Source organism: Salmonella sp. 741265116_PST, from assembly GCF_046567715.1.
GTDB lineage: Bacteria > Pseudomonadota > Gammaproteobacteria > Enterobacterales > Enterobacteriaceae > Salmonella > Salmonella enterica.
This window is the reverse complement of the sequence record NZ_JBKFPH010000024.1, coordinates 28,257-50,434: the sequence shown is the minus strand read 5'-3', so window position 1 is coordinate 50,434 and position 22,178 is coordinate 28,257. Positions and strand designations below refer to the sequence as shown.

General features: G+C 54.1%; 22 protein-coding genes. 14 read left to right on the top strand and 8 right to left on the bottom strand.

All coding sequences use genetic code 11. The annotated features are described in order from the left end of the window. The first annotated feature begins 123 nt into the window (after positions 1-123). From cheR to ACLD11_RS16310, 8 genes are all read left to right on the top strand, one after another. Positions 124-990 (top strand): protein-glutamate O-methyltransferase CheR, encoded by an 867-nt coding sequence (cheR, locus tag ACLD11_RS16345; protein ID WP_411015118.1) that lies wholly within the window; start codon positions 124-126, stop codon positions 988-990. Continuing rightward, positions 987-2,036, top strand: a complete 1,050-nt coding sequence (gene cheB, locus ACLD11_RS16340) for a protein-glutamate methylesterase/protein glutamine deamidase (RefSeq protein WP_000036392.1) — start codon at positions 987-989, stop codon at positions 2,034-2,036. The genes cheR and cheB overlap by 4 nt, the downstream gene beginning before the upstream one ends. A 17-nt stretch (positions 2,037-2,053) precedes the next feature. After that, complete coding sequence (gene cheY / locus ACLD11_RS16335) at positions 2,054-2,443, top strand: chemotaxis response regulator CheY (protein WP_000763861.1); 390 nt, start codon at positions 2,054-2,056, stop codon at positions 2,441-2,443. 10 nt (positions 2,444-2,453) lie between these two features. Next, entirely contained in the window at positions 2,454-3,098 is a 645-nt protein-coding gene (gene cheZ / locus ACLD11_RS16330; protein WP_000983586.1) for a protein phosphatase CheZ, read from the top strand. 193 nt (positions 3,099-3,291) lie between these two features. Beyond that, a complete protein-coding gene (gene flhB / locus ACLD11_RS16325; protein WP_000797081.1) occupies positions 3,292-4,443 on the top strand; it encodes a flagellar biosynthesis protein FlhB in 1,152 nt (383 codons plus the stop codon). Next, entirely contained in the window at positions 4,436-6,514 is a 2,079-nt protein-coding gene (flhA, locus tag ACLD11_RS16320) for a flagellar biosynthesis protein FlhA (RefSeq protein ID WP_000002392.1), read from the top strand. Before flhB ends, flhA begins: the two co-directional genes overlap by 8 nt. Beyond that, complete coding sequence (flhe, locus tag ACLD11_RS16315) at positions 6,514-6,906, top strand: flagellar protein FlhE (protein WP_001233619.1); 393 nt, start codon at positions 6,514-6,516, stop codon at positions 6,904-6,906. Before flhA ends, flhe begins: the two co-directional genes overlap by 1 nt. A 236-nt stretch (positions 6,907-7,142) precedes the next feature. Beyond that, positions 7,143-8,282, top strand: a complete 1,140-nt coding sequence (locus ACLD11_RS16310; RefSeq protein ID WP_000989896.1) for a glycoside hydrolase family 105 protein — start codon at positions 7,143-7,145, stop codon at positions 8,280-8,282. A 53-nt stretch (positions 8,283-8,335) separates the two neighbouring features. On the opposite strand, the gene mrdA is transcribed toward ACLD11_RS16310, so the two are convergent. Together mrdA and argS are read right to left on the bottom strand one after the other, a co-directional pair. Further along, the gene (mrdA, locus tag ACLD11_RS16305; RefSeq protein WP_411015117.1) at positions 8,336-10,207 is read right to left on the bottom strand and encodes a serine-type D-Ala-D-Ala carboxypeptidase MrdA; all 1,872 of its coding nucleotides are present in this window, start codon (positions 10,205-10,207) and stop codon (positions 8,336-8,338) included. Between the two features lie 188 nt (positions 10,208-10,395). Beyond that, entirely contained in the window at positions 10,396-12,129 is a 1,734-nt protein-coding gene (gene argS, locus ACLD11_RS16300; RefSeq protein ID WP_001025365.1) for an arginine--tRNA ligase, read from the bottom strand. 236 nt (positions 12,130-12,365) lie between these two features. Here argS and ACLD11_RS16295 point away from each other — a divergent pair, with 236 nt between their 5' ends. Further along, the gene (locus ACLD11_RS16295) at positions 12,366-12,935 is read left to right on the top strand and encodes a VOC family protein (protein WP_000024796.1); all 570 of its coding nucleotides are present in this window, start codon (positions 12,366-12,368) and stop codon (positions 12,933-12,935) included. Between the two features lie 19 nt (positions 12,936-12,954). Continuing rightward, positions 12,955-13,701, top strand: a complete 747-nt coding sequence (gene cutC, locus ACLD11_RS16290) for a copper homeostasis protein CutC (protein WP_411015116.1) — start codon at positions 12,955-12,957, stop codon at positions 13,699-13,701. Between the two features lie 235 nt (positions 13,702-13,936). Here cutC and cmoB read toward each other — a convergent pair whose 3' ends face one another. Genes cmoB through ACLD11_RS16265 form a run of 5 tightly spaced genes read right to left on the bottom strand, consistent with a single transcriptional unit; the run spans position 13,937 to position 17,518 of the window. Then, positions 13,937-14,908 (bottom strand): tRNA 5-methoxyuridine(34)/uridine 5-oxyacetic acid(34) synthase CmoB, encoded by a 972-nt coding sequence (gene cmoB, locus ACLD11_RS16285; protein ID WP_411015115.1) that lies wholly within the window; start codon positions 14,906-14,908, stop codon positions 13,937-13,939. After that, entirely contained in the window at positions 14,905-15,648 is a 744-nt protein-coding gene (cmoA, locus tag ACLD11_RS16280) for a carboxy-S-adenosyl-L-methionine synthase CmoA (RefSeq protein ID WP_000019609.1), read from the bottom strand. The genes cmoB and cmoA overlap by 4 nt, the downstream gene beginning before the upstream one ends. Positions 15,649-15,688: 40 nt before the next feature. Next, positions 15,689-16,084, bottom strand: a complete 396-nt coding sequence (locus ACLD11_RS16275; protein ID WP_000252975.1) for an MAPEG family protein — start codon at positions 16,082-16,084, stop codon at positions 15,689-15,691. 52 nt (positions 16,085-16,136) lie between these two features. Then, positions 16,137-16,955 (bottom strand): DUF72 domain-containing protein, encoded by an 819-nt coding sequence (locus ACLD11_RS16270; RefSeq protein ID WP_000639226.1) that lies wholly within the window; start codon positions 16,953-16,955, stop codon positions 16,137-16,139. After that, positions 16,952-17,518, bottom strand: a complete 567-nt coding sequence (locus ACLD11_RS16265) for a hydrolase (RefSeq protein WP_023197261.1) — start codon at positions 17,516-17,518, stop codon at positions 16,952-16,954. Before ACLD11_RS16265 ends, ACLD11_RS16270 begins: the two co-directional genes overlap by 4 nt. Positions 17,519-17,842: 324 nt before the next feature. Here ACLD11_RS16265 and aspS point away from each other — a divergent pair, with 324 nt between their 5' ends. From aspS to ruvC, 4 genes are all read left to right on the top strand, one after another. Further along, entirely contained in the window at positions 17,843-19,615 is a 1,773-nt protein-coding gene (gene aspS, locus ACLD11_RS16260) for an aspartate--tRNA ligase (protein WP_411015114.1), read from the top strand. Between the two features lie 102 nt (positions 19,616-19,717). Then, on the top strand, positions 19,718-20,170 hold the full coding sequence (nudB, locus tag ACLD11_RS16255) for a dihydroneopterin triphosphate diphosphatase (RefSeq protein ID WP_411015113.1): 453 nt from the start codon (positions 19,718-19,720) through the stop codon (positions 20,168-20,170). Positions 20,171-20,199: 29 nt separating this feature from the next. After that, positions 20,200-20,940, top strand: a complete 741-nt coding sequence (locus ACLD11_RS16250) for a YebC/PmpR family DNA-binding transcriptional regulator (protein WP_000907242.1) — start codon at positions 20,200-20,202, stop codon at positions 20,938-20,940. 36 nt (positions 20,941-20,976) lie between these two features. Continuing rightward, positions 20,977-21,498, top strand: a complete 522-nt coding sequence (gene ruvC, locus ACLD11_RS16245; RefSeq protein ID WP_000022509.1) for a crossover junction endodeoxyribonuclease RuvC — start codon at positions 20,977-20,979, stop codon at positions 21,496-21,498. Position 21,499: 1 nt separating this feature from the next. Here ruvC and ACLD11_RS16240 read toward each other — a convergent pair whose 3' ends face one another. Next, positions 21,500-22,099: a YebB family permuted papain-like enzyme gene (locus tag ACLD11_RS16240; RefSeq protein WP_000716750.1), complete on the bottom strand. Its 600-nt coding sequence runs from the start codon at positions 22,097-22,099 to the stop codon at positions 21,500-21,502. Positions 22,100-22,178 lie beyond the last annotated feature (79 nt).

Genomic DNA, 22,178 nt, shown 5'->3' with positions numbered 1-22,178 from the left:
GCGAACCTGCCGATCCCTTTCGACTGGTTCGCGATAGATAAAAGTAAAAAATGTGTAATACGGGAAGCATGGCGCTGCCGCAGGGCGCGCCCGTTGTATTTTGAATGTGATTAAGAAGGCGCTATGACATCATCTCTGCCCTCCGGGCAAACGTCAGTATTGTTACAGATGACACAGCGCCTCGCGCTGTCCGACGCGCATTTTCGTCGGATATGTCAATTAATCTACCAGCGCGCAGGGATCGTGCTGGCCGACCATAAGCGGGATATGGTTTATAACCGCCTGGTCCGCCGGCTGCGTACCCTGGGACTGGATGATTTTGGCCGTTATCTCAGTATGCTGGAGGCTAACCAAAACAGCGCTGAGTGGCAGGCTTTTATCAACGCTCTGACCACCAACCTGACCGCCTTTTTTCGCGAGGCGCACCATTTTCCGATCCTTGCGGAACATGCGCGTCGCCGCCACGGCGAGTACCGCGTCTGGAGTGCGGCGGCATCGACGGGAGAAGAACCTTACAGCATCGCCATTACGCTGGCGGATGCGTTGGGGATGGCTCCCGGTCGCTGGAAAGTATTCGCCAGCGATATTGATACTGAAGTGCTGGAAAAAGCGAGAAGCGGTATTTATCGCCTCAGCGAACTGAAAACGTTATCGCCGCAGCAGTTACAGCGTTACTTCATGCGCGGTACGGGGCCGCATGAAGGACTGGTGCGCGTGCGTCAGGAACTGGCCAATTATGTTGAATTTTCCTCCGTTAATTTGTTGGAAAAGCAGTACAACGTACCCGGTCCCTTTGACGCGATTTTTTGCCGTAACGTCATGATCTATTTTGATAAAACGACTCAGGAGGACATTCTGCGCCGTTTTGTTCCACTCCTTAAACCTGACGGACTGTTGTTTGCCGGTCACTCAGAAAACTTTAGCAACCTCGTGCGCGAGTTTAGCTTGCGCGGACAGACGGTGTATGCGCTAAGTAAGGATAAAACATGAGTAAAATCAGGGTATTGTCAGTTGATGATTCCGCGCTAATGCGCCAAATCATGACTGAAATTATTAATAGCCATAGCGATATGGAGATGGTGGCGACTGCGCCGGACCCGTTGGTCGCCAGGGATCTCATCAAAAAATTTAATCCGGACGTATTGACCCTGGACGTTGAGATGCCGCGTATGGACGGCCTCGATTTTCTGGAAAAACTGATGCGCCTGCGACCGATGCCGGTGGTGATGGTCTCTTCGCTGACCGGGAAAGGTTCCGAAGTGACGCTACGGGCGCTGGAGTTGGGGGCCATCGATTTTGTCACTAAACCGCAGCTTGGCATTCGTGAAGGTATGCTGGCGTATAGCGAGATGATCGCCGAAAAAGTGCGTACCGCCGCGCGGGCCCGCATCGCCGCACATAAACCGATGGCGGCCCCGACAACCTTAAAAGCGGGTCCGCTGCTCAGTTCGGAAAAACTGATTGCTATCGGCGCTTCAACGGGCGGTACTGAAGCTATCCGACATGTGCTGCAACCGCTGCCGCTTTCCAGTCCGGCAGTGATTATTACGCAGCATATGCCGCCTGGCTTTACCCGCTCGTTTGCCGAGCGTCTGAATAAACTCTGTCAAATCAGCGTGAAGGAGGCGGAGGACGGCGAACGCGTATTGCCAGGTCATGCCTACATTGCGCCCGGCGACAAGCATATGGAGCTGGCGCGTAGCGGGGCGAATTATCAAATCAAAATTCATGATGGCCCGCCGGTAAACCGGCATCGGCCTTCCGTGGATGTGCTGTTTCATTCGGTGGCGAAACACGCGGGGCGCAACGCCGTAGGCGTCATTCTTACGGGGATGGGCAACGATGGCGCCGCTGGAATGTTAGCGATGTACCAGGCTGGCGCCTGGACCATTGCGCAAAACGAAGCAAGTTGTGTGGTGTTCGGCATGCCGCGCGAGGCCATCAATATGGGTGGCGTAAGCGAAGTGGTCGATCTTAGCCAGGTAAGCCAGCAGATGTTGGCGAAAATCAGTGCCGGACAGGCGATACGTATTTGAACCAGGAGTAGTATTTTATGGCGGATAAAGAGCTTAAATTTTTGGTTGTGGATGACTTTTCGACCATGCGTCGTATCGTGCGCAACCTCTTAAAAGAGCTTGGATTTAACAATGTGGAAGAGGCCGAAGACGGCGTCGACGCACTGAACAAGCTCCAGGCGGGCGGCTTTGGTTTTATTATCTCCGACTGGAATATGCCGAACATGGATGGCCTGGAGCTGCTGAAAACCATTCGCGCCGATAGCGCCATGTCGGCGTTACCCGTGTTGATGGTCACGGCGGAAGCCAAAAAAGAGAATATTATCGCCGCCGCACAGGCTGGCGCCAGCGGTTATGTCGTAAAACCGTTCACCGCAGCGACTCTGGAAGAGAAGCTCAACAAAATCTTTGAGAAACTGGGCATGTGAGGATGCGATGATGATGCAACCATCTATCAAGCCTGCTGATGAAGGCTCAGCAGGAGACATCATTGCGCGCATCGGTAGTCTGACCCGAATGCTGCGCGACAGCCTGCGTGAACTGGGGCTGGACCAGGCGATTGCCGAAGCGGCGGAGGCGATCCCTGATGCGCGCGACCGTCTGGATTATGTCGTCCAGATGACGGCGCAGGCGGCGGAACGCGCGCTAAACAGTGTCGAAGCCTCGCAGCCGCATCAGGATGCGATGGAGAAAGAGGCGAAAGCGCTAACCCAACGTTGGGACGAGTGGTTTGACAATCCGATCGAGCTTTCCGACGCCCGTGAACTGGTGACGGATACGCGCCAGTTTCTCAGGGATGTCCCGGGCCATACCAGCTTTACTAATGCGCAACTGCTGGACATCATGATGGCGCAGGATTTCCAGGATCTGACGGGTCAGGTGATCAAACGCATGATGGACGTGATTCAGGAGATTGAACGCCAGTTGTTAATGGTGCTGCTGGAAAACATCCCGGAACAGAGCGCGCGACCAAAACGCGAGAACGAAAGCTTGCTCAACGGCCCGCAGGTGGATACCTCGAAAGCTGGCGTCGTTGCCAGTCAGGATCAGGTGGACGACCTGCTGGACAGTCTTGGCTTTTAAGCTTTTTTGACCTGATGGCGCGGCGCTTATCGGGTCCGAATCCGTCAACCCGGCCGGATACGAGACTTTCTTATCGTATCCGGCTATCTCTATTAACGCCATAAACCCCGCCTTTTTTACCGCTTACTCTGCCCATTGGCGTAAAGCGGTTCTGGCATCATTCTCGCTTATCAATCTATCCAGGGTTTGCTGCGTGGCAGAAGAGAGCGACGACGACAAAACAGAAGCCCCCACACCCCACCGACTTGAAAAAGCGCGGGAAGAAGGGCAGATCCCCCGTTCCAGAGAACTGACCTCACTGCTGATATTGCTGGTGGGCGTTTGTATTATTTGGTTCGGCGGCGAGTCGTTAGCGCGGCAGCTGGCGGGAATGCTCTCAGCAGGCCTGCACTTCGATCACCGTATGGTGAACGATCCTAACCTGATCCTGGGGCAGATAATTTTGCTGATTAAAGCGGCGATGATGGCACTGCTACCGCTCATCGCGGGCGTGGTGCTGGTGGCGCTTATCTCGCCGGTTATGCTTGGCGGCCTGATTTTTAGCGGTAAGTCGCTACAGCCAAAATTTTCTAAATTAAACCCGCTGCCGGGAATTAAGCGCATGTTTTCGGCGCAGACCGGCGCGGAACTGCTAAAAGCGGTGTTGAAATCCACGCTGGTCGGCTGCGTTACCGGCTTTTATCTCTGGCATCACTGGCCGCAAATGATGCGCCTGATGGCGGAGTCGCCGATCGTCGCAATGGGGAATGCGCTGGATCTGGTTGGACTCTGCGCGTTACTGGTGGTACTGGGCGTGATTCCAATGGTGGGATTTGACGTGTTTTTCCAGATCTTTAGCCACCTGAAAAAATTACGCATGTCGCGGCAGGACATTCGCGACGAATTTAAAGAGAGCGAAGGCGATCCGCATGTTAAGGGTAAAATTCGCCAGATGCAACGCGCCGCCGCGCAGCGCCGCATGATGGAAGATGTGCCGAAAGCGGACGTCATTGTCACCAACCCGACGCACTATTCCGTGGCGCTGCAGTATGACGAAAACAAAATGAGCGCGCCGAAAGTGGTTGCGAAGGGAGCTGGATTAATAGCGCTGCGCATTCGCGAGATCGGCGCTGAACATCGGGTTCCCACTTTAGAAGCGCCGCCGCTGGCGCGGGCACTATATCGCCACGCCGAAATCGGCCAGCAAATTCCCGGGCAGTTATATGCTGCCGTTGCGGAAGTGTTGGCCTGGGTCTGGCAGCTTAAACGCTGGCGGCTTGCGGGCGGGCAACGTCCTCCACAACCTGAGAACCTTCCGGTGCCAGAAGCGCTGGATTTTATGAACGAGAAGAATACTGATGGCTAATCTGGTCGCGATGCTGCGCCTGCCCAGCAACCTGAAATCGACGCAATGGCAAATTCTTGCCGGGCCGATCCTCATTCTGCTGATTTTGTCGATGATGGTGCTGCCGCTACCTGCTTTTATCCTCGACTTATTGTTTACCTTTAATATTGCGCTATCGATCATGGTGCTGCTGGTGGCGATGTTTACCCAGCGTACTCTGGATTTTGCCGCGTTTCCGACCATCCTGCTGTTTACCACGCTACTGCGTCTGGCGCTTAACGTGGCCTCAACGCGTATTATTTTGATGGAGGGGCATACCGGCGCGGCGGCGGCGGGAAAGGTGGTGGAGGCGTTTGGTCATTTCCTGGTCGGCGGTAACTTTGCGATCGGGATTGTGGTTTTTATCATCCTCGTCATTATCAACTTCATGGTCATCACCAAAGGCGCCGGACGTATTGCCGAAGTCGGCGCGCGCTTTGTGCTGGATGGTATGCCCGGTAAGCAAATGGCGATTGACGCCGATCTTAATGCCGGTCTGATTGGTGAAGACGAGGCCAAAAAACGGCGTTCGGAAGTCACTCAGGAAGCCGATTTCTATGGCTCGATGGACGGGGCAAGTAAATTTGTACGCGGTGACGCCATCGCCGGTATTCTCATCATGGTCATTAACGTGGTCGGCGGGCTGCTGGTCGGCGTATTGCAGCACGGAATGAGCATGGGCAGCGCGGCGGAAAGCTACACCCTGCTGACCATTGGCGACGGCCTGGTCGCCCAGATCCCGGCGCTGGTTATCTCCACGGCGGCGGGCGTCATTGTGACCCGCGTCAGTACCGATCAGGATGTAGGCGAGCAGATGGTTGGCCAACTGTTCAGCAATCCAAGGGTGATGCTGCTGGCGGCGGCGGTGCTGGGGCTGCTTGGCATGGTGCCAGGAATGCCTAACCTGGTATTTTTACTCTTTACCGCCGCTTTGCTCGGCCTGGCATGGTGGCTGCGCGGGCGCGAAGAAAAAGCGCCGGAGGAGCCGCAGCCGGTAAAAATGCCGGAAAATAACTCGGTGGTCGAAGCCACCTGGAATGACGTACAGCTTGAGGATTCACTGGGAATGGAAGTGGGCTACCGCCTGATCCCGATGGTGGATTTTCAACAGGATGGTGAATTGCTCGGACGTATTCGCAGCATTCGTAAAAAATTCGCTCAGGATATGGGGTTCCTGCCGCCGGTGGTCCATATTCGCGACAATATGGATTTACAGCCTGCGCGCTACCGTATTTTGATGAAAGGGGTAGAGATCGGCAGCGGGGACGCCTATCCGGGACGCTGGCTGGCTATTAACCCCGGCACGGCGGCGGGAACGCTACCGGGCGAGAAAACCGTCGATCCAGCTTTTGGCCTTGATGCCATCTGGATTGAAAGCGCCCTGAAAGAGCAGGCGCAAATCCAGGGTTTTACCGTCGTGGAAGCCAGTACCGTTGTGGCGACGCACCTTAACCACTTGATTGGCCAATTCTCCGCCGAACTGTTTGGCCGCCAGGAAGCGCAGCAACTGTTGGATCGTGTCTCTCAGGAGATGCCTAAACTCACGGAGGATCTGGTCCCCGGCGTCGTGACCCTCACGACTTTACACAAAGTCCTGCAAAACTTACTGGCGGAAAAAGTCCCGATTCGCGATATGCGCACTATTCTGGAAACGCTGGCGGAACATGCGCCGTTACAAAGCGATCCGCATGAATTAACCGCCGTGGTACGCGTGGCATTAGGACGAGCGATTACGCAACAGTGGTTCCCCGGTAATGAAGAAGTGCAGGTGATTGGCCTGGATACCGCGCTGGAGCGTTTGCTGCTTCAGGCATTGCAGGGCGGCGGCGGTCTTGAGCCGGGTTTGGCAGATCGCCTGCTGGCGCAGACGCAAGAGGCGCTTTCTCGCCAGGAGATGCTTGGCGCGCCGCCGGTATTACTGGTTAACCATGCGCTACGTCCATTATTGTCCCGCTTTTTGCGGCGCAGTTTACCGCAGCTAGTGGTGTTGTCGAACCTTGAGCTTTCCGATAACCGTCATATCCGCATGACGGCGACCATTGGAGGAAAATAATGCGTAAATGGCTGGCGTTGTTGCTCTTTCCCCTGACGGTTCAGGCCGCAGGCGAAGGCGCGTGGCAGGATAGCGGTATGGGCGTAACCTTAAATTACCGGGGCGTTTCCGCATCGTCTTCGCCATTGTCGGCGCGTCAGCCGGTTTCCGGTGTGATGACGCTGGTCGCCTGGCGTTATGAACTGAATGGCCCGACTCCCGCGGGATTACGGGTACGTTTATGTTCCCAGTCCCGTTGCGTAGAACTTGATGGTCAGAGTGGCACGACCCACGGTTTTGCTCATGTTCCCGCAGTCGAGCCGCTCCGCTTTGTCTGGGAGGTCCCCGGCGGCGGCCGACTTATCCCGGCGTTAAAAGTGCGGAGCAACCAGGTGATTGTGAACTACCGCTAACCGCCCCTTTCTTTGCCAGGTAGCAGACCTGACTCTCTTTTTGAATAAATAGAAACGCCGTTTTATAAAATGGTGAGATAGGTTGCCGGACTCTTTGCGTTTTTGCCATTTACGCTCTGGCAATGGCAGAAACAAAAAGGTTTCCGCCCAGCTTAGCTTTTACTGTAGCGAATCGACTGCGTTGGCGGTAAAACTGCACGCAGCACTGAATTCGACATTACACAGAGGTTAAGCAAATGATGGTTTATCCAGTCAAACACAGTCCGCTATTGCGCCAGCCTGAGCATTTTATCGCCAGAGATGAACTAAAAGCCTTGATTCAAAAGGTGACGCATAATCTGGTCAATATTAAAGATGAGACAGGCGAATTTTTATTGCGACTGGACGACGGACGCGTGATCGATACTAAAGGCTGGGCCGGATGGGAGTGGACGCACGGCGTGGGCCTGTACGGAATGTATCACTATTACCAACAGACCGGCGACCAGACGATGCGTAAGATTATTGATGACTGGTTTGCCGATCGTTTTGCGGAAGGCGCGACGACGAAAAACGTTAATACGATGGCGCCGTTTTTAACGCTGGCGTATCGCTATGAAGAGACGCGCAATCCAGCGTATTTACCGTGGCTGGAAACGTGGGCCGAATGGGCGATGAATGAAATGCCCCGTACCGATCACGGCGGTATGCAGCACATCACGCTGGCGGAGGAAAATCATCAGCAGATGTGGGACGACACGCTAATGATGACGGTGCTGCCGCTGGCGAAAATCGGTAAGCTGTTGAACCGGCCGGAATATGTGGAAGAGGCAACCTATCAGTTCCTGCTACACGTGCAGAATTTGATGGATAAAGAGACGGGGCTATGGTTCCACGGCTGGAGCTATGACGGTCATCATAACTTCGCTAACGCTCGCTGGGCGCGCGGCAACAGTTGGCTGACCATTGTGATCCCGGATTTTCTTGAACTGCTGGACTTGCCGGAAAATAATGCCGTGCGCCGTTACCTGGTCCAGGTACTGAATGCGCAGATCGCCGCGCTGGCGAAATGTCAGGATGAAAGCGGTTTGTGGCATACGCTGCTTGACGATCCGCACTCTTATCTTGAGGCGTCGGCGACGGCGGGTTTTGCCTACGGTATTCTTAAAGCGGTGCGCAAACGCTATGTCGAACGGCACTATGCGCAGGTGGCGGAAAAAGCTATTCGGGGGATAGTGAAACATATCTCGCCGGAAGGCGAACTACTGCAAACGTCATTTGGCACTGGCATGGGCCACGATCTCGATTTTTACCGTCACATTCCGTTGACCTCTATGCCTTACGGGCAGGCGATGGCAATGCTGTGTTTGACGGAATACCTGCGTAATTATTTCTGATGTATGCGGATATTCCGGGCGTATCCTTGTCTGATGGCGCTTTGCTTATTTGACTATGGCGCCTGACCCGGCTGCGTGGTATCAGCCTGTGGATCAAACAGGTGGTCAAGGATTTTTCGCATGACGGGCGCGGCGGTAACGCCGTCGCTTCCGCCGTTTTCCAGAATCAAGGCAATAGCGACCTTAGGGTTTTTATACGGTGCAAAAGCGGTATAAAACACATGATCGCGCAGGCGAATAGGGATCATTTTCGCGTTGTAGGTCTGATTTTCTTTCAGGCTAAATACCTGCGACGTGCCGCTTTTGGCCGCAATGCCGTAGGGCGCGGTGTGAAAGAACTTATAGCCCGTTCCGTTGGGTGCATTCGCCATGCCATACATCGCCTGACGTACCAGTCCCCAGTATGGCGACGCCGGATCGGCTATCTGTGACGGTGTTCCGGAAGGACGATACGGAACCACCGTTTTGCCGCTCTCTTCATTGAGTAACAGGTGAGGGGCAATCACCTTACCGTTGTTGATGAGCGCCACCATCGCTTTTACCATCTGGATGGGGGTGGCAATCCAGTAACCCTGGCCGATGCCGACAGAAATGGTATCGCCCTGATACCAGGCTTTTTTATGGACCCGCTGTTTCCATGCGCGGCTGGGAAGCAGCCCCTCATACTCTTCATTAAGGTCGATGCCCGTCGGTTTGCCATAGCCGAACTGAGACAACATCGTGTCGATACGGTCAATACCCATCATATAAGCGACCTGATAGAAAAAGGTATCCGCAGATTCCTCAATCGCTTTAGTGACATCCAGCATACCGTGTCCGGTTTTTTTCCAGTCCCGGTAATGTCGCTGCGTGCCGGGAAGCATCCAGGTTGGCGCGCCAAAGAAGGTAGTTTGCGGCGTAATAATCCCGCTTAGCAGCGCGGACATCGCCATATAGGGTTTAACCGTTGACGCCGGGGGATAAAGCCCTTGCGTCACGCGGTTGATCAGCGGCAGATTTTTATCGTGCAGCAGTTTGCCGTAATCCTGATAGCTAATGCCTTTTACAAAGGGGTTCGGGTCGTAGCTGGGCATAGATACCATCGCCAGCACTGAACCATCGTGCGGATCTTCAACCAGTACGGCAGCCCGCTGCCCAGCCAGCAAACTTTCAATGTACTCTTGTAAATGAAGATCCAACGTCAGGTGAATGTTCTTACCCGCGATGGGAGGAACGTCTTTCAGCAGGCGGACAATACGCCCGTGATTATCCACCTCGACCTCCTGATAACCGGTTTTGCCATGAAGATCGTTTTCGTAGTAACGCTCAATCCCCTGTTTACCGATGTTATGGTCCGCCGCGTAATTCTCTGCCAGCCCTTTTTTATCCAGCGCTTTAAGGTCGTTATCGTTTATCTTTGACACGTAACCGAGCACATGCGCCAGCTCCGCGCCGTAAGGATATTGCCGTTCCTGATAGCTATTGATCGTGACGCCGTTGAAATGAAACTGATTGACCGCAAAGCGTGCGATTTCAACATCCGTTAGCGCGTTTTTGAGCACCACCGGACGATAGCGGCTACTGGATTTTAGCGCATGGCGAAAGTCAGCGATATCATCGGGGGAGAGATCAACAATAGGGGTGAGCTGTTTTAGCAGCGCATCCATATCGGCAATTTTATAGGGCGTAACCGCGATATCATACCAGGTTACGTTACGCACCAGCGGAATGCCGTTGCGATCGTAAATGATGCCGCGCGTGGGCGCGACGGGCAGCATCTTGATATCGTTCTCATTCGAACGGGTAGTGTAGTAGTGGTGCTGACGGATTTGCAAGTTATAGAGGTTGAAGATCAGGATACCAAAGCAGACAACCACTACACCAAACGCCACAATCACACGTCTCAGGAAGAGTTTCTCTTCCGCATCAAAGTCTTTAAAAGTCATTACCTGTACCTGAACAATCCGCCGCCTAATGATACGGTGCGGTCAGCGCCAGCACAGGTAAAAGATGTTCCATCTCTCTATAGAAATGTGTCATTCCTTGTGATTTGTTACAGATATACCGCAGTGGCAATAAAAAGGCCTGAGTCCGTTACCCGGAGTCAGGCCTGATGATGTTAACGACGGCGCGTTTACATGCGTTCTACGGTTTCGATACCCAACGTATCCAGACCCAGTTTCAGCGTCTTCGCCGTCAGTTGCGCCAGTTTTAGGCGGCTATTGCGAACCGCGTCATTCTCAGCGCTGAGAATAGGGCAGTGCTCGTAGAAGCCGGAGAACAGCCCGGCGACGTCATACAGATACGCGCACATGACGTGCGGCGTACCTTCACGCGCGACCACCGTCAGGGTTTCTTCAAACTGCAGCAGACGGGCAGCGAGCTGCGCTTCGCGATCTTCGCTAATAATAACCGGCGCGCTCGCCAGCGCCTGCTCGTCGATGTCCGCTTTACGGAAAACAGACAGCACACGCGTATAGGCATACTGCATATAAGGTGCGGTATTACCTTCGAAAGCCAACATATTATCCCAGTCGAAGATATAGTCAGTGGTGCGGTTTTTTGACAGATCGGCGTATTTCACCGCGCCAATACCGACGGCGTTAGCCAGTTTTTCCAGCTCGTCAGCCGGCATATCCGGGTTCTTCTCCGCCACCAGACGACGCGCGCGCTCCAGCGCCTCATCCAACAGATCCGCCAGTTTCACCGTACCGCCCGCGCGAGTTTTAAACGGTTTACCGTCTTTACCCAACATCATGCCGAACATGTGGTGTTCCAGCGGAACGGAATCCGGTACATAACCGGCTTTGCGCACAATGGTCCAGGCTTGCATCAGGTGCTGGTGCTGACGGGAGTCAATATAGTAGAGCACGCGGTCGGCGTGCAGCGTTTCGTAACGGTATTTGGCGCAGGCGATATCGGTAGTGGTATACAGATAACCGCCATCTTTCTTCTGAATAATAACGCCCATCGGGTCGCCTTCCTTGTTTTTAAACTCATCAAGGAAAACCACCGTTGCGCCTTCGCTTTCAACCGCCAGGCCTTTGGCTTTCAGATCGGCGACAATGCCCGGCAGCATCGGATTATACAGACTTTCGCCCATCACATCGTCACGCGTCAAAGTGACGTTCAGGCGATCATAGGTGATCTGGTTTTGCGTCATCGTGATGTCAACCAGCTTACGCCACATCTCACGGAAATAGGTATCACCGCTCTGCAATTTGACGACGTAGTTACGCGCGCGCTCGGCAAACGCTTCATCTTCGTCATAATGCTTTTTCGCATCGCGGTAAAATCCTTCGAGATCCGCCAGCGCCATGTCGCCCGCGTTTTCCTGCTGCTGTTTTTCCAGCCAGGCGATAAGCATACCGAACTGGGTGCCCCAGTCGCCGACGTGGTTAGCGCGAATAACATGATGGCCCAGAAACTCCAGCGTGCGCACTGCCGCATCGCCGATAATCGTGGAGCGTAGATGACCAACGTGCATCTCTTTCGCGACGTTGGGCGCGGAGTAGTCGACGACAATCGTCTGACGAGTCGGCTGAGAAACGCCCAGACGTTCGGAGGCCAGCGCCTGTTGCACCTGTTCAGCGAGAAAAGCCGGTTCGAGGAAAATATTGATAAAGCCAGGGCCGGCGATTTCAACCTTGCTGGCGATGCCGCTGAGATCCAGATGAGTCAGCACCTGCTCTGCAAGTTGTCGGGGGGCCATACCCAGTTTTTTCGCAACTGCCATCATGCCGTTGGCCTGATAGTCGCCGAACTGAACTTTGGCTGACTGACGAACCTGGGGCTCGCAATCTGCAGGCGCGCCTGCAGCAATCATGGCCTGACTAACTTTTTCTGAGAGAAGAGCCTGAATATTCACCGGAATACCTTACGTTTATGAAGCGGACTGTATTGCCCGCGCCAGTTTAAGAATTAGGGCGGGAGTATACTGCAAATGCCCGTTGGCGTCAGCATTGCGCGCGCGGTGCGTCGCCTGAAATATACGCAACAATAATCTGCATAAGCATTCAATAAACGCCCAATCAAATCAAAGGTTGGTTGCCGGGGCGCAACAGCGTAAATTAGCGGTTTTCACAGCAAGAAGAGCGTCCTGATATGGCGAACTGGCAACACATTGACGAACTGCATGATATTTCCGCAGATTTACCGCGATTCACTCTGGCGTTCAGAGAACTTTCCACTCGCCTTGGTCTGCAGATTAGCGCCCTTGAGGCCGATCACATTTCATTGCGCTGTCACCAGAATACGACGGCGGAGCGTTGGCGTCGCGGTTTTGAACAATGCGGCGAGCTACTGTCGGAAAATATCATCAACGGCAGGCCGATTTGTCTGTTTAAACTGCATGAGCCGGTATGTGTGGAACACTGGCGGTTTTCTGTTATTGAATTACCGTGGCCGGGAGAAAAACGCTATCCACACGAAGGGTGGGAGCATATTGAAATCGTGCTGCCCGGCGAGCCGGAGACCTTGAACGCGAGGGCCCTGGCGTTGTTGTCGGATGAGGGGCTTAGTCAGCCGGGGATAGTGGTTAAAACCAGTTCGCCACAGGGCGAGCATGAACGTTTGCCAAACCCTACGCTGGCCGTGACCGATGGCCGCGTCACGGTAAAATTTCATCCATGGTCGATTGAAGCGATTGTCGCCAGCGAACAGGCGGCCCATTAACCTGCCGAGCGGAGTGAATATGGCGTTACTTGAGATCTGTTGTTACAGCATGGAATGCGCGCTCAGCGCACAGCGAAACGGCGCGGATCGTATCGAACTGTGCGCCGCGCCGAAAGAAGGGGGGCTTACGCCTTCGCTGGGCGTCTTACGCAGCGTGCGCGAGCATATTACGATTCCCGTACATCCGATTATTCGTCCTCGCGGCGGGGATTTTTATTACACTGACGGCGAATTTGCCGCCATGCTGGAAGATATCCGCCTCGTCAGAGAGTTGGGGTTTCCCGGGCTGGTTACTGGCGTGTTGACCGTTGATGGGGATGTCGATATGTCGCGAATGGAAAAAATAATAGCGGCGGCCGGACCGCTGGCGGTGACATTCCACCGCGCCTTCGATATGTGCGCTAATCCCTTCAATGCGCTAAAGAATCTGGCTGACGCAGGCGTAGCAAGAGTACTGACTTCCGGGCAAAAAGCCGATGCGGCGCAAGGTTTATCAATAATTATGGAACTTATTGCCCAGGGGGATGCTCCAATCATTATGGCTGGTGCGGGGGTTCGTGCAAATAACCTGCAGAATTTCCTCGATGCCGGAGTACGGGAAGTACACAGTTCCGCCGGAGTCTTACTGCCTTCGCCGATGCGCTATCGCAATCAGGGGTTATCGATGTCTGCCGATATACAGGCGGACGAGTATTCTCGCTATAGGGTAGAGGGTGCGGCGGTCGCTGAAATGAAAGGAATCATTGTTCGCCATCAGGCCAAATGATTTTTACCGTTGCATCATGTCGCCCAATATGATGCTTGCTCGTACCAGGCCCCTGCCAATTCAACAGGGGCCTTTTTTTCTCCTTCATATTTCAAGCCGCAGCAGCGTTGGCCGCCTCGCGCACCCCGGTCACGTAGCTACCTACGTTCCCGGGGATTTGCTGCGTTGCCGCCTTGCTGCAACTTGAACTATTTTGGAGAAACGGTGCTATACGTAACGGTCATTCGGCAATCCATCACGGTTTACGCGCAATCAGCACCGCGCGCTGCGGGGCGGGATAGCCTTCCACCGTCTTGCTGCGATCGTTCGGGTCGAGGAAATCGGCCAGCGACTCGGTAACCATCCATTCGGTACGGCGCTGCTCTTCGGTGGTAGTGACGCAAACGTCAGCGATATGCACATCAACAAAGCCGCATTTTTCCAGCCATTTTTTTAATGCCGGCGCGGAAGGAATAAAATAGACGTTACGCATCTGCGCGTAGCGGTCACCCGGCACCAAAACGGTATTTTCGTCGCCGTCGACGACCAGCGTTTCCAGTACCAGTTCACCCTCGTTGACCAACTGATCTTTTAACTGCCACAGATGCTCCAGCGGCGAGCGACGGTGATAAAGCACCCCCATCGAGAAGACGGTATCAAATGCTTTCAGTGCCGGGAGTTGTTCAATGCCCAACGGCAGCAGATGCGCGCGCTGATCGTTACCCAACAGTTTACGCACCGCCTCAAACTGGCAGAGGAAAAGCTGCGTAGGATCGATGCCGACCGCCAGATGTGCGCCCGCGCCAATCATCCGCCACAGGTGATAGCCGCTGCCGCAGCCGACATCAAGGATCGTCCGGCCGGTTAAATCTGACAGATGCGGCAGTACGCGATCCCACTTCCAGTTGGAGCGCCATTCGGTATCAATATCTACGCCATAAAGCGAGAACGGGCCTTTACGCCACGGCATCAGATTACGCAGCAATGTATCAATACGCTTTAGCTGACCTTCGCTGAGCGGCGTTTCGCTTTCCGCCGTGACGCTGTGCAGTAAATCCAGCCGCCAGGGCGTAATTTCCGGTAAAAATTCTACCGCGTTCGACCACTGTTTAAACAAGCCATGCTGCTGCTCGCGTTGCCAGGCGGCAATCTGCGCGGGCAATGTTTCCAGCCAGTGGGAGAGGTGATTTTTAGCAATGAGCTGATAAAAGTTACCAAACTCGATCATGCGGCAACTCCGGCTTTTAACGCGACAAGCGACCCGAAATTAAAGCACTGGAACCACAGTTCACTGTGTTCGAAACCCGCCTGACGCAGGCGCGCTTTATGTGTTTCCACCGAGTCGGTGAGCATCACGTTTTCCAGCATACTGCGCTTCTGGCTGATCTCCAGTTCGCTGTACCCATTCGCGCGTTTAAAATCGTGGTGCATGTTGAATAACAGCTCGCCCACTTTCGCATCTTCAAAGCTAAATTTTTCCGACAGTACCAGCGCGCCGCCGGGATTCAACCCCAGGTAAATCTTATCCAGCAATGCCTGGCGTTCGGCAGGTTCAAGGAATTGCAGGGTAAAATTCAGCACCACCATCGAGGCGTTTTCAATAGTGATATCGCGGATATCGCCTTCAACGACTTCAACCGGCGTAGGCGCTTTATACGCATCAATATGACGGCGGCAGCGTTCAATCATGGCCGGGGAGTTATCGACGGCGATAATGCGACAATGCTCATGGCGGATATTACGCCGAACAGACAGCGTCGCGGCGCCCAGCGAGCAGCCCAGATCGTAGACCTGCGTGTTCGGCTGCACAAAGCGTTCAGCTAACATGCCGATCATGGAGATGATGTTGGAGTAGCCTGGTACCGAACGCTGAATCATGTCGGGGAAAACTTCGGCTACTCGTTCATCAAAAGTCCAGTCGCCGAGACGGGCGATAGGCGCAGAAAAAAGCGTGTCGCGGTGAGACATAACGTATACATCCGGGAAAAATAAAGGCGCATATTGTGCGCTAATACAGGGAGAAAACCAACTCCCAGGGCATATACCACAGGTTTGCCAGCACCATCAGCAACAATGCGCACCAGGTCGCGCTCATCCCCGCCCGCCGCCAGCGGAACAGGCGGTGGTGAAAACCGTAATAATGCATCAGCCGACCGGCGATTAAAATGATGCCGCAGATATGCACCATCCACGTTTCGGCGCCGTTCATTTCCATAAACAGCAGCAGCACCAGCGCGACAGGAATATATTCCACCGCGTTGCCATGAATACGGATGGCGCTTTGCAATTCGCTAAAACCGCCGTCGCCATAGGCGACACGGTACTGCATTCGCAAGCGAACGACATTAAAAGAGAACTTCATTAATAATAACGCACCCAAAACGGCATACAGCGCGCTTACCATACAAACTCCCTTTTAAAATGGCTGATGGCACTGTCTATGATAGGGGGCATTTTCAGAAAAGAGAAGATTGCTGTGGAATGGACGGAGCAGTGCCGATTTCCGGTAAGACGCTGCGTAAATCATGCCAAAGTGTATTTACCAGTTCCGGCGCCTGCGCGATATCCGGAGTATGTAAAAACAGAAAAGGCGTGGTGGTCTGCCGCCACTGCGGGAGTTTCTGCAACCAGGCGGCGAAAAACTCACGGTTTTGCGCCATATTGTCGCTACCGATAAAACGCACCATCGGATGGCTGGCCGTCACGACCGCATGTACCGGGACTTTGGGTTTTTTTCGCTGCGCGTCGCGGACGGCCTCGCTGTGGGGATGGGCGGCATGTACCGGACGACTATCCAGGATCACGCGGTTTACGCCGCGCGCGTGTAACCCGCGATTGAGCCGCTGTTCATCCTCACCCTTGTCAAAAAAACACGGATGACGAACTTCTACGCCATAGGTAAACGTGGCGGGGAGCGCATCAAGAAACTGCCATAAGGCGGGGAGATCGCGCGGTCCAAAGGCGGCGGGCAACTGCAGCCAGTATTGGCCAATACGCGTTTCCAGCGGCGCCAGGCGGGTAAAAAACGCCTGTACCAGATCGTCGCAATGGCGCAGCGCGGCCTGGTGAGAAATGGTGGCGGGAAATTTAAAGCAAAAACGGAAATCGTCCGTAGTTTGCGCATACCAGCGATCGACAATTTCCGCTTTCGGCAGCGCGTAAAGCGTGGTGTTGCCCTCCACGCAGTTAAAGTGGCGGGCATACTCTTCCAGACTGGTGATGCCGAGCCGCGCCCATTTCGGGTGCGACCATTGCGGCAAGCCAATGTAGATCATAAGGCGTTTAAAATATCCTCTACGCTGCGTACCCGGCTAATGCGCGGGAAAATATGCGTCATACTGCTCTGATGCTGCTCACTGCTGGCGGCGCTACAGGCATCTTCGGCAATAATAAGGTTAAATCCCAACTCCCAGGCGTTACGCGCTGTGGATTCGACGCCGATATTGGTTGAGATCCCGCACAATATGATGGTGTCGATACCCCGGCGGCGAAGCTGTAATTCCAGGTCGGTGCCGTAAAACGCGCCCCACTGGCGTTTAGTCACTTCCAGATCGCTGTCCTTTTTACCCAATGCCGTAGGCCAGGTCCACCAGTTTTCCGGCAACGCGTGCGCAGGCGTTGCGGCATCCACCGGCTGTTTTAACGCTTCGGCATAATCATCAGACCATCCGACGCGTACCATAACCACGGGCGAGCCGTTGGCGCGACACTTTTCCGCCAGCCGCGCGGCGCGGGCGACCACCTCATTTGCCGTATACGGGCCGCCGGCAAACGGAAGAATTCCTTCCTGTAAATCAATAACCACCAGGGCGGTTGTGGTCGCGTTGAGTTTCAGCATGATAATCACTCTCCTAAAAATAGCGGATTTCACTACACCTTAAGCGCGATTAAAGAGGAAAGCGGCGACAAATATTGTTAATTTTTGTGAGCATACGCAATACCCGCGTGAAAAACCCGGGTACAGTCAGTATGAACCAGGCGTCGATACCGCATGAAACGGGCAAGTTATCGCTCCCATGCTGGATTGACTCTTATCGTGCGGCAGAATTTCCAGTATAATAGCCGCCTTTTTTCATCCAGTTGTGACATACAGCTAAAGCTGCGACTTCGTCGCCTGCATGGCAGGCAACAATCCGCCTGCGGCTAAGTTAAGGGATATCTCATGCGTACAGAATATTGCGGACAGCTACGTCTGTCCCACGTGGGGCAGCAGGTGACTCTGTGTGGTTGGGTCAACCGTCGTCGTGATCTTGGCAGCCTGATCTTTATCGATATGCGCGACCGCGAAGGTATTGTGCAGGTGTTCTTCGATCCGGATCGTGCGGACGCGTTAAAGCTGGCCTCTGAACTGCGTAATGAGTTCTGCATTCAGGTTACGGGCACCGTGCGTGCGCGTGACGCGAAAAACGTCAATGCGGATATGGCGACCGGCGAAATTGAAGTGCTGGCGTCCTCTCTCACTATCATCAACCGCGCAGACTCACTGCCGCTTGACGCTAACCACGTTAATACCGAAGAGGCGCGTCTCAAGTACCGCTATCTGGATTTGCGTCGTCCGGAAATGGCGCAGCGCCTGAAAACCCGCGCCAAAATTACCAGCCTGGTGCGTCGTTTTATGGACGATCACGGTTTCCTTGATATTGAAACGCCGATGCTGACCAAAGCCACGCCGGAAGGCGCGCGCGACTATCTGGTACCGTCCCGCGTACACAAAGGTAAATTCTACGCGTTGCCGCAGTCGCCGCAGCTGTTCAAACAGCTCCTGATGATGTCCGGTTTCGACCGTTACTATCAGATAGTCAAATGCTTCCGTGATGAAGACTTACGTGCTGACCGTCAGCCGGAATTTACTCAGATCGACGTCGAGACCTCCTTCATGACCGCGCCACAGGTGCGCGAAGTGATGGAAGCGCTGGTGCGCCATTTATGGCTGGAAGTGAAAGGCGTGGATCTGGGGGATTTCCCGGTCATGACGTTTGCCGAAGCGGAACGTCGTTACGGTTCCGACAAACCAGACCTGCGTAACCCGATGGAGCTGGTAGATGTCGCTGACCTGCTGAAATCGGTAGAGTTCGCGGTCTTCGCGGGCCCGGCTAACGATCCGAAAGGCCGCGTGGCAGCGCTGCGTGTGCCGGGCGGCGCACAGCTTAGCCGTAAGCAGATCGACGATTACGGTAACTTTGTTAAGATCTACGGCGCGAAAGGCCTGGCATATATCAAAGTTAACGAGCGCGCGAAAGGTCTGGACGGGATTAACAGTCCGGTGGCCAAGTTCCTGACCGCCGACATTGTCGACGCTATCCTTGAACGTACCGGCGCGCAGGACGGCGACATGATCTTCTTCGGCGCAGATAACAAAAAAGTGGTTGCCGATGCGCTGGGCGCGCTGCGTCTGAAACTGGGCAAAGACCTGAGCCTGACCGACGAAGACAAATGGGCGCCGTTGTGGGTGATTGACTTCCCGATGTTCGAAGACGACGGCGAAGGCGGTCTGACCGCGATGCACCATCCGTTCACCGCCCCGCGTGATATGACGGCGTCTGAACTGAAAACTGCGCCGGAAGAAGCCGTCGCTAATGCTTACGATATGGTGATTAACGGCTATGAAGTGGGCGGCGGTTCGGTGCGTATTCACAACGGTGAAATGCAGCAAACCGTATTTGGTATTCTCGGTATCAATGAGCAGGAGCAGCGCGAGAAGTTCGGCTTCCTGTTGGATGCGTTGAAATACGGTACGCCGCCGCACGCGGGCCTGGCGTTTGGTCTGGACCGTCTGACCATGCTGTTGACCGGCACCGACAATATTCGTGATGTTATCGCCTTCCCGAAAACGACCGCCGCCGCGTGTCTGATGACCGAAGCGCCGAGTTTCGCCAACCAGGCAGCGTTGACGGAGTTGGGGATTCAGGTTGTGCAGAAAGCCGAGAATAACTGATATGAACAATGTACACGACATCATTCGCGTGATATCGCGGCGGCCCGCAAGGGCGAGTCTCATCAATGCGCGGCGTCACCCAACAGCCAACAACGAGGTCGCGTGAAGGGTAAAGTGTACAAGCGCCCCGTTTCGGTCCTGGTGGTTATTTTCGCGCAGGATACGAAACGGGTGTTAATGTTGCAGCGACGCGACGACCCGGATTTTTGGCAGTCAGTGACTGGCAGCATAGAAGAAGGGGAGACCGCGTTGCAGGCCGCCATACGTGAAGTCAAAGAGGAGGTCACGATTGATGTTGCGGCAGAGCAACTGACCTTAATCGACTGCCAACGTACGGTGGAGTTTGAAATTTTTACACATTTACGTCATCGCTATGCGCCGGGCGTCATGCACAATACAGAATTCTGGTTCTGCCTTGCGTTACCGCATGAGCGGCAGGTGATATTCACTGAACATCTGACGTACCAGTGGCTTGATGCGCCTGACGCGGCGGCGCTTACCAAGTCCTGGAGTAACCGGCAAGCGATTGAAGAGTTTGTCATTAACGTCGCCTGAAAAGGCGCGCTTTTTTTGAGGAAATATTTATGGCAGGTCATAGTAAATGGGCCAACACCAGACATCGTAAAGCTGCGCAGGATGCCAAGCGCGGTAAAATCTTCACTAAAATTATTCGTGAACTGGTAACGGCAGCTAAATTGGGCGGCGGCGATCCGGATGCCAACCCGCGTCTGCGCGCGGCCGTAGATAAAGCGCTGGCCAACAACATGACCCGCGACACTCTGAACCGTGCCATCGCTCGCGGTGTGGGTGGTGATGAAGACTCGAACATGGAAACCATCATCTATGAAGGTTATGGTCCTGGCGGTACGGCCATTATGATTGAGTGTCTGAGTGACAACCGTAACCGTACCGTAGCGGAAGTGCGTCATGCTTTCAGCAAGTGCGGTGGTAATCTGGGTACCGATGGCTCAGTGGCGTACCTGTTCAGTAAGAAAGGGGTCATCTCCTTTGAGAAAGGCGATGAAGACACCATCATGGAAGCCGCTCTGGAAGCCGGTGCGGAAGATGTTGTGACCTATGATGATGGCGCGATTGATGTTTACACTGCCTGGGAAGAGATGGGCAAAGTGCGTGACGCGCTGGAAGCGGCGGGTCTGAAAGCGGACAGCGCCGAAGTGTCCATGATCCCGTCAACCAAAGCGGATATGGATGCGGAAACCGCGCCGAAATTGCTACGTCTGATCGATATGCTGGAAGACTGTGACGATGTTCAGGAAGTCTACCATAACGGTGAGATCTCTGATGAGGTGGCGGCGACCCTGTAATGGTGCTGTTAAACGCCGACGGGCAAGGGGTATAGCGTGTCGATTATTCTCGGTATTGACCCCGGCTCGCGCATTACCGGTTATGGCGTTATCCGCCAGGTAGGTAGACAACTGACCTATCTGGGCAGCGGATGTATTCGTACCAAAGTCGATGATTTGCCGTCTCGTTTGAAGCTCATATACGCAGGCGTGACGGAAATCATCACGCAGTTCCAGCCGGACTATTTTGCTATCGAACAGGTGTTTATGGCGAAGAACGCCGACTCAGCCCTCAAGCTGGGACAGGCGCGCGGCGTCGCGATTGTCGCCGCGGTCAATCAGGAACTGCCCGTGTTTGAATACGCGGCGCGTCAGGTGAAGCAAACCGTCGTCGGTATTGGTAGCGCGGAGAAAAGCCAGGTACAGCATATGGTGCGCACGTTGCTGAAGCTCCCCGCTAACCCGCAGGCCGATGCCGCGGATGCGCTGGCTATTGCCATTACGCATTGCCACGTCAGCCAGAACGCGATGCAAATGAGCGAGAGCCGACTCAATCTGGCGCGGGGAAGGTTGCGCTAAATCATTCTCCCTCAGCCTCGCGTTGAGGGGTTTCAATTCCACAGGCGCTAATTAATTCTAAATTGGGATGTTGCCACAGGCTGGCTGGCGTCACCGTCTTACGATCCCACGGGATTGAACCTAAAAACCAGAACTTCCAGAAGGCGAGTTTCGCATCAGGATTGCTGTGAAGTAATTCTTCGAATGTCTCAATATCGCCTACCGGAATACACAATGCTTCTTTATAGATATCAAACACAAATTTCGAGCAGAACTGGCGCGATGACTCGTATTTAAACCCCGTGTGATAAAACTTATTCAGCCGGGCGGGAACCTGTTCCATGATGGCGAGTTTCTGTTCGACCGTCAGGCCGCCGCACAGGCGACGAACCGCGTAACGTTGTCCGGCTGAACGTTGTATAAACAGTGACAGCGTGGTGACGGTTGAGAGGGGGACGCGACTTTCCGCCACCAGATAGTCATCACCATTATGACCAATAATAATCCCAACATGGTTGCTCCAGCACTGTGAAGCGGTGGATATCTGGCCGAATAGCGCGGCACCTATACAGGTAAAGACGATATCCCCGGTTTCATATTGGACAGAATAATGTTTTTTCATCTCTGCATTCCATTATTTGAAATAAATTCCTTTTATTTATTCTACAGGGTAGTTAGCATTATACCAGATAAATGACAAG

Excerpts from the sequence above, each read along its gene's own strand:
- cheR (WP_411015118.1), top strand. The coding sequence starts at position 124 with ATGACATCATCTCTGCCCTCCGGGCAAACGTCAGTATTGTTACAGATG.
- cheB (WP_000036392.1), top strand. The coding sequence starts at position 987 with ATGAGTAAAATCAGGGTATTGTCAGTTGATGATTCCGCGCTAATGCGC.
- cheY (WP_000763861.1), top strand. The coding sequence starts at position 2,054 with ATGGCGGATAAAGAGCTTAAATTTTTGGTTGTGGATGACTTTTCGACC.
- cheZ (WP_000983586.1), top strand. The coding sequence starts at position 2,454 with ATGATGCAACCATCTATCAAGCCTGCTGATGAAGGCTCAGCAGGAGAC.
- flhA (WP_000002392.1), top strand. The coding sequence starts at position 4,436 with ATGGCTAATCTGGTCGCGATGCTGCGCCTGCCCAGCAACCTGAAATCG.
- flhe (WP_001233619.1), top strand. The coding sequence starts at position 6,514 with ATGCGTAAATGGCTGGCGTTGTTGCTCTTTCCCCTGACGGTTCAGGCC.
- ACLD11_RS16310 (WP_000989896.1), top strand. The coding sequence starts at position 7,143 with ATGATGGTTTATCCAGTCAAACACAGTCCGCTATTGCGCCAGCCTGAG.
- mrdA (WP_411015117.1), bottom strand. The coding sequence starts at position 10,207 with ATGACTTTTAAAGACTTTGATGCGGAAGAGAAACTCTTCCTGAGACGT.
- ACLD11_RS16295 (WP_000024796.1), top strand. The coding sequence starts at position 12,366 with ATGGCGAACTGGCAACACATTGACGAACTGCATGATATTTCCGCAGAT.
- cutC (WP_411015116.1), top strand. The coding sequence starts at position 12,955 with ATGGCGTTACTTGAGATCTGTTGTTACAGCATGGAATGCGCGCTCAGC.
- cmoB (WP_411015115.1), bottom strand. The coding sequence starts at position 14,908 with ATGATCGAGTTTGGTAACTTTTATCAGCTCATTGCTAAAAATCACCTC.
- cmoA (WP_000019609.1), bottom strand. The coding sequence starts at position 15,648 with ATGTCTCACCGCGACACGCTTTTTTCTGCGCCTATCGCCCGTCTCGGC.
- ACLD11_RS16275 (WP_000252975.1), bottom strand. The coding sequence starts at position 16,084 with ATGGTAAGCGCGCTGTATGCCGTTTTGGGTGCGTTATTATTAATGAAG.
- ACLD11_RS16270 (WP_000639226.1), bottom strand. The coding sequence starts at position 16,955 with ATGATCTACATTGGCTTGCCGCAATGGTCGCACCCGAAATGGGCGCGG.
- ACLD11_RS16265 (WP_023197261.1), bottom strand. The coding sequence starts at position 17,518 with ATGCTGAAACTCAACGCGACCACAACCGCCCTGGTGGTTATTGATTTA.
- aspS (WP_411015114.1), top strand. The coding sequence starts at position 17,843 with ATGCGTACAGAATATTGCGGACAGCTACGTCTGTCCCACGTGGGGCAG.
- ACLD11_RS16250 (WP_000907242.1), top strand. The coding sequence starts at position 20,200 with ATGGCAGGTCATAGTAAATGGGCCAACACCAGACATCGTAAAGCTGCG.
- ACLD11_RS16240 (WP_000716750.1), bottom strand. The coding sequence starts at position 22,099 with ATGAAAAAACATTATTCTGTCCAATATGAAACCGGGGATATCGTCTTT.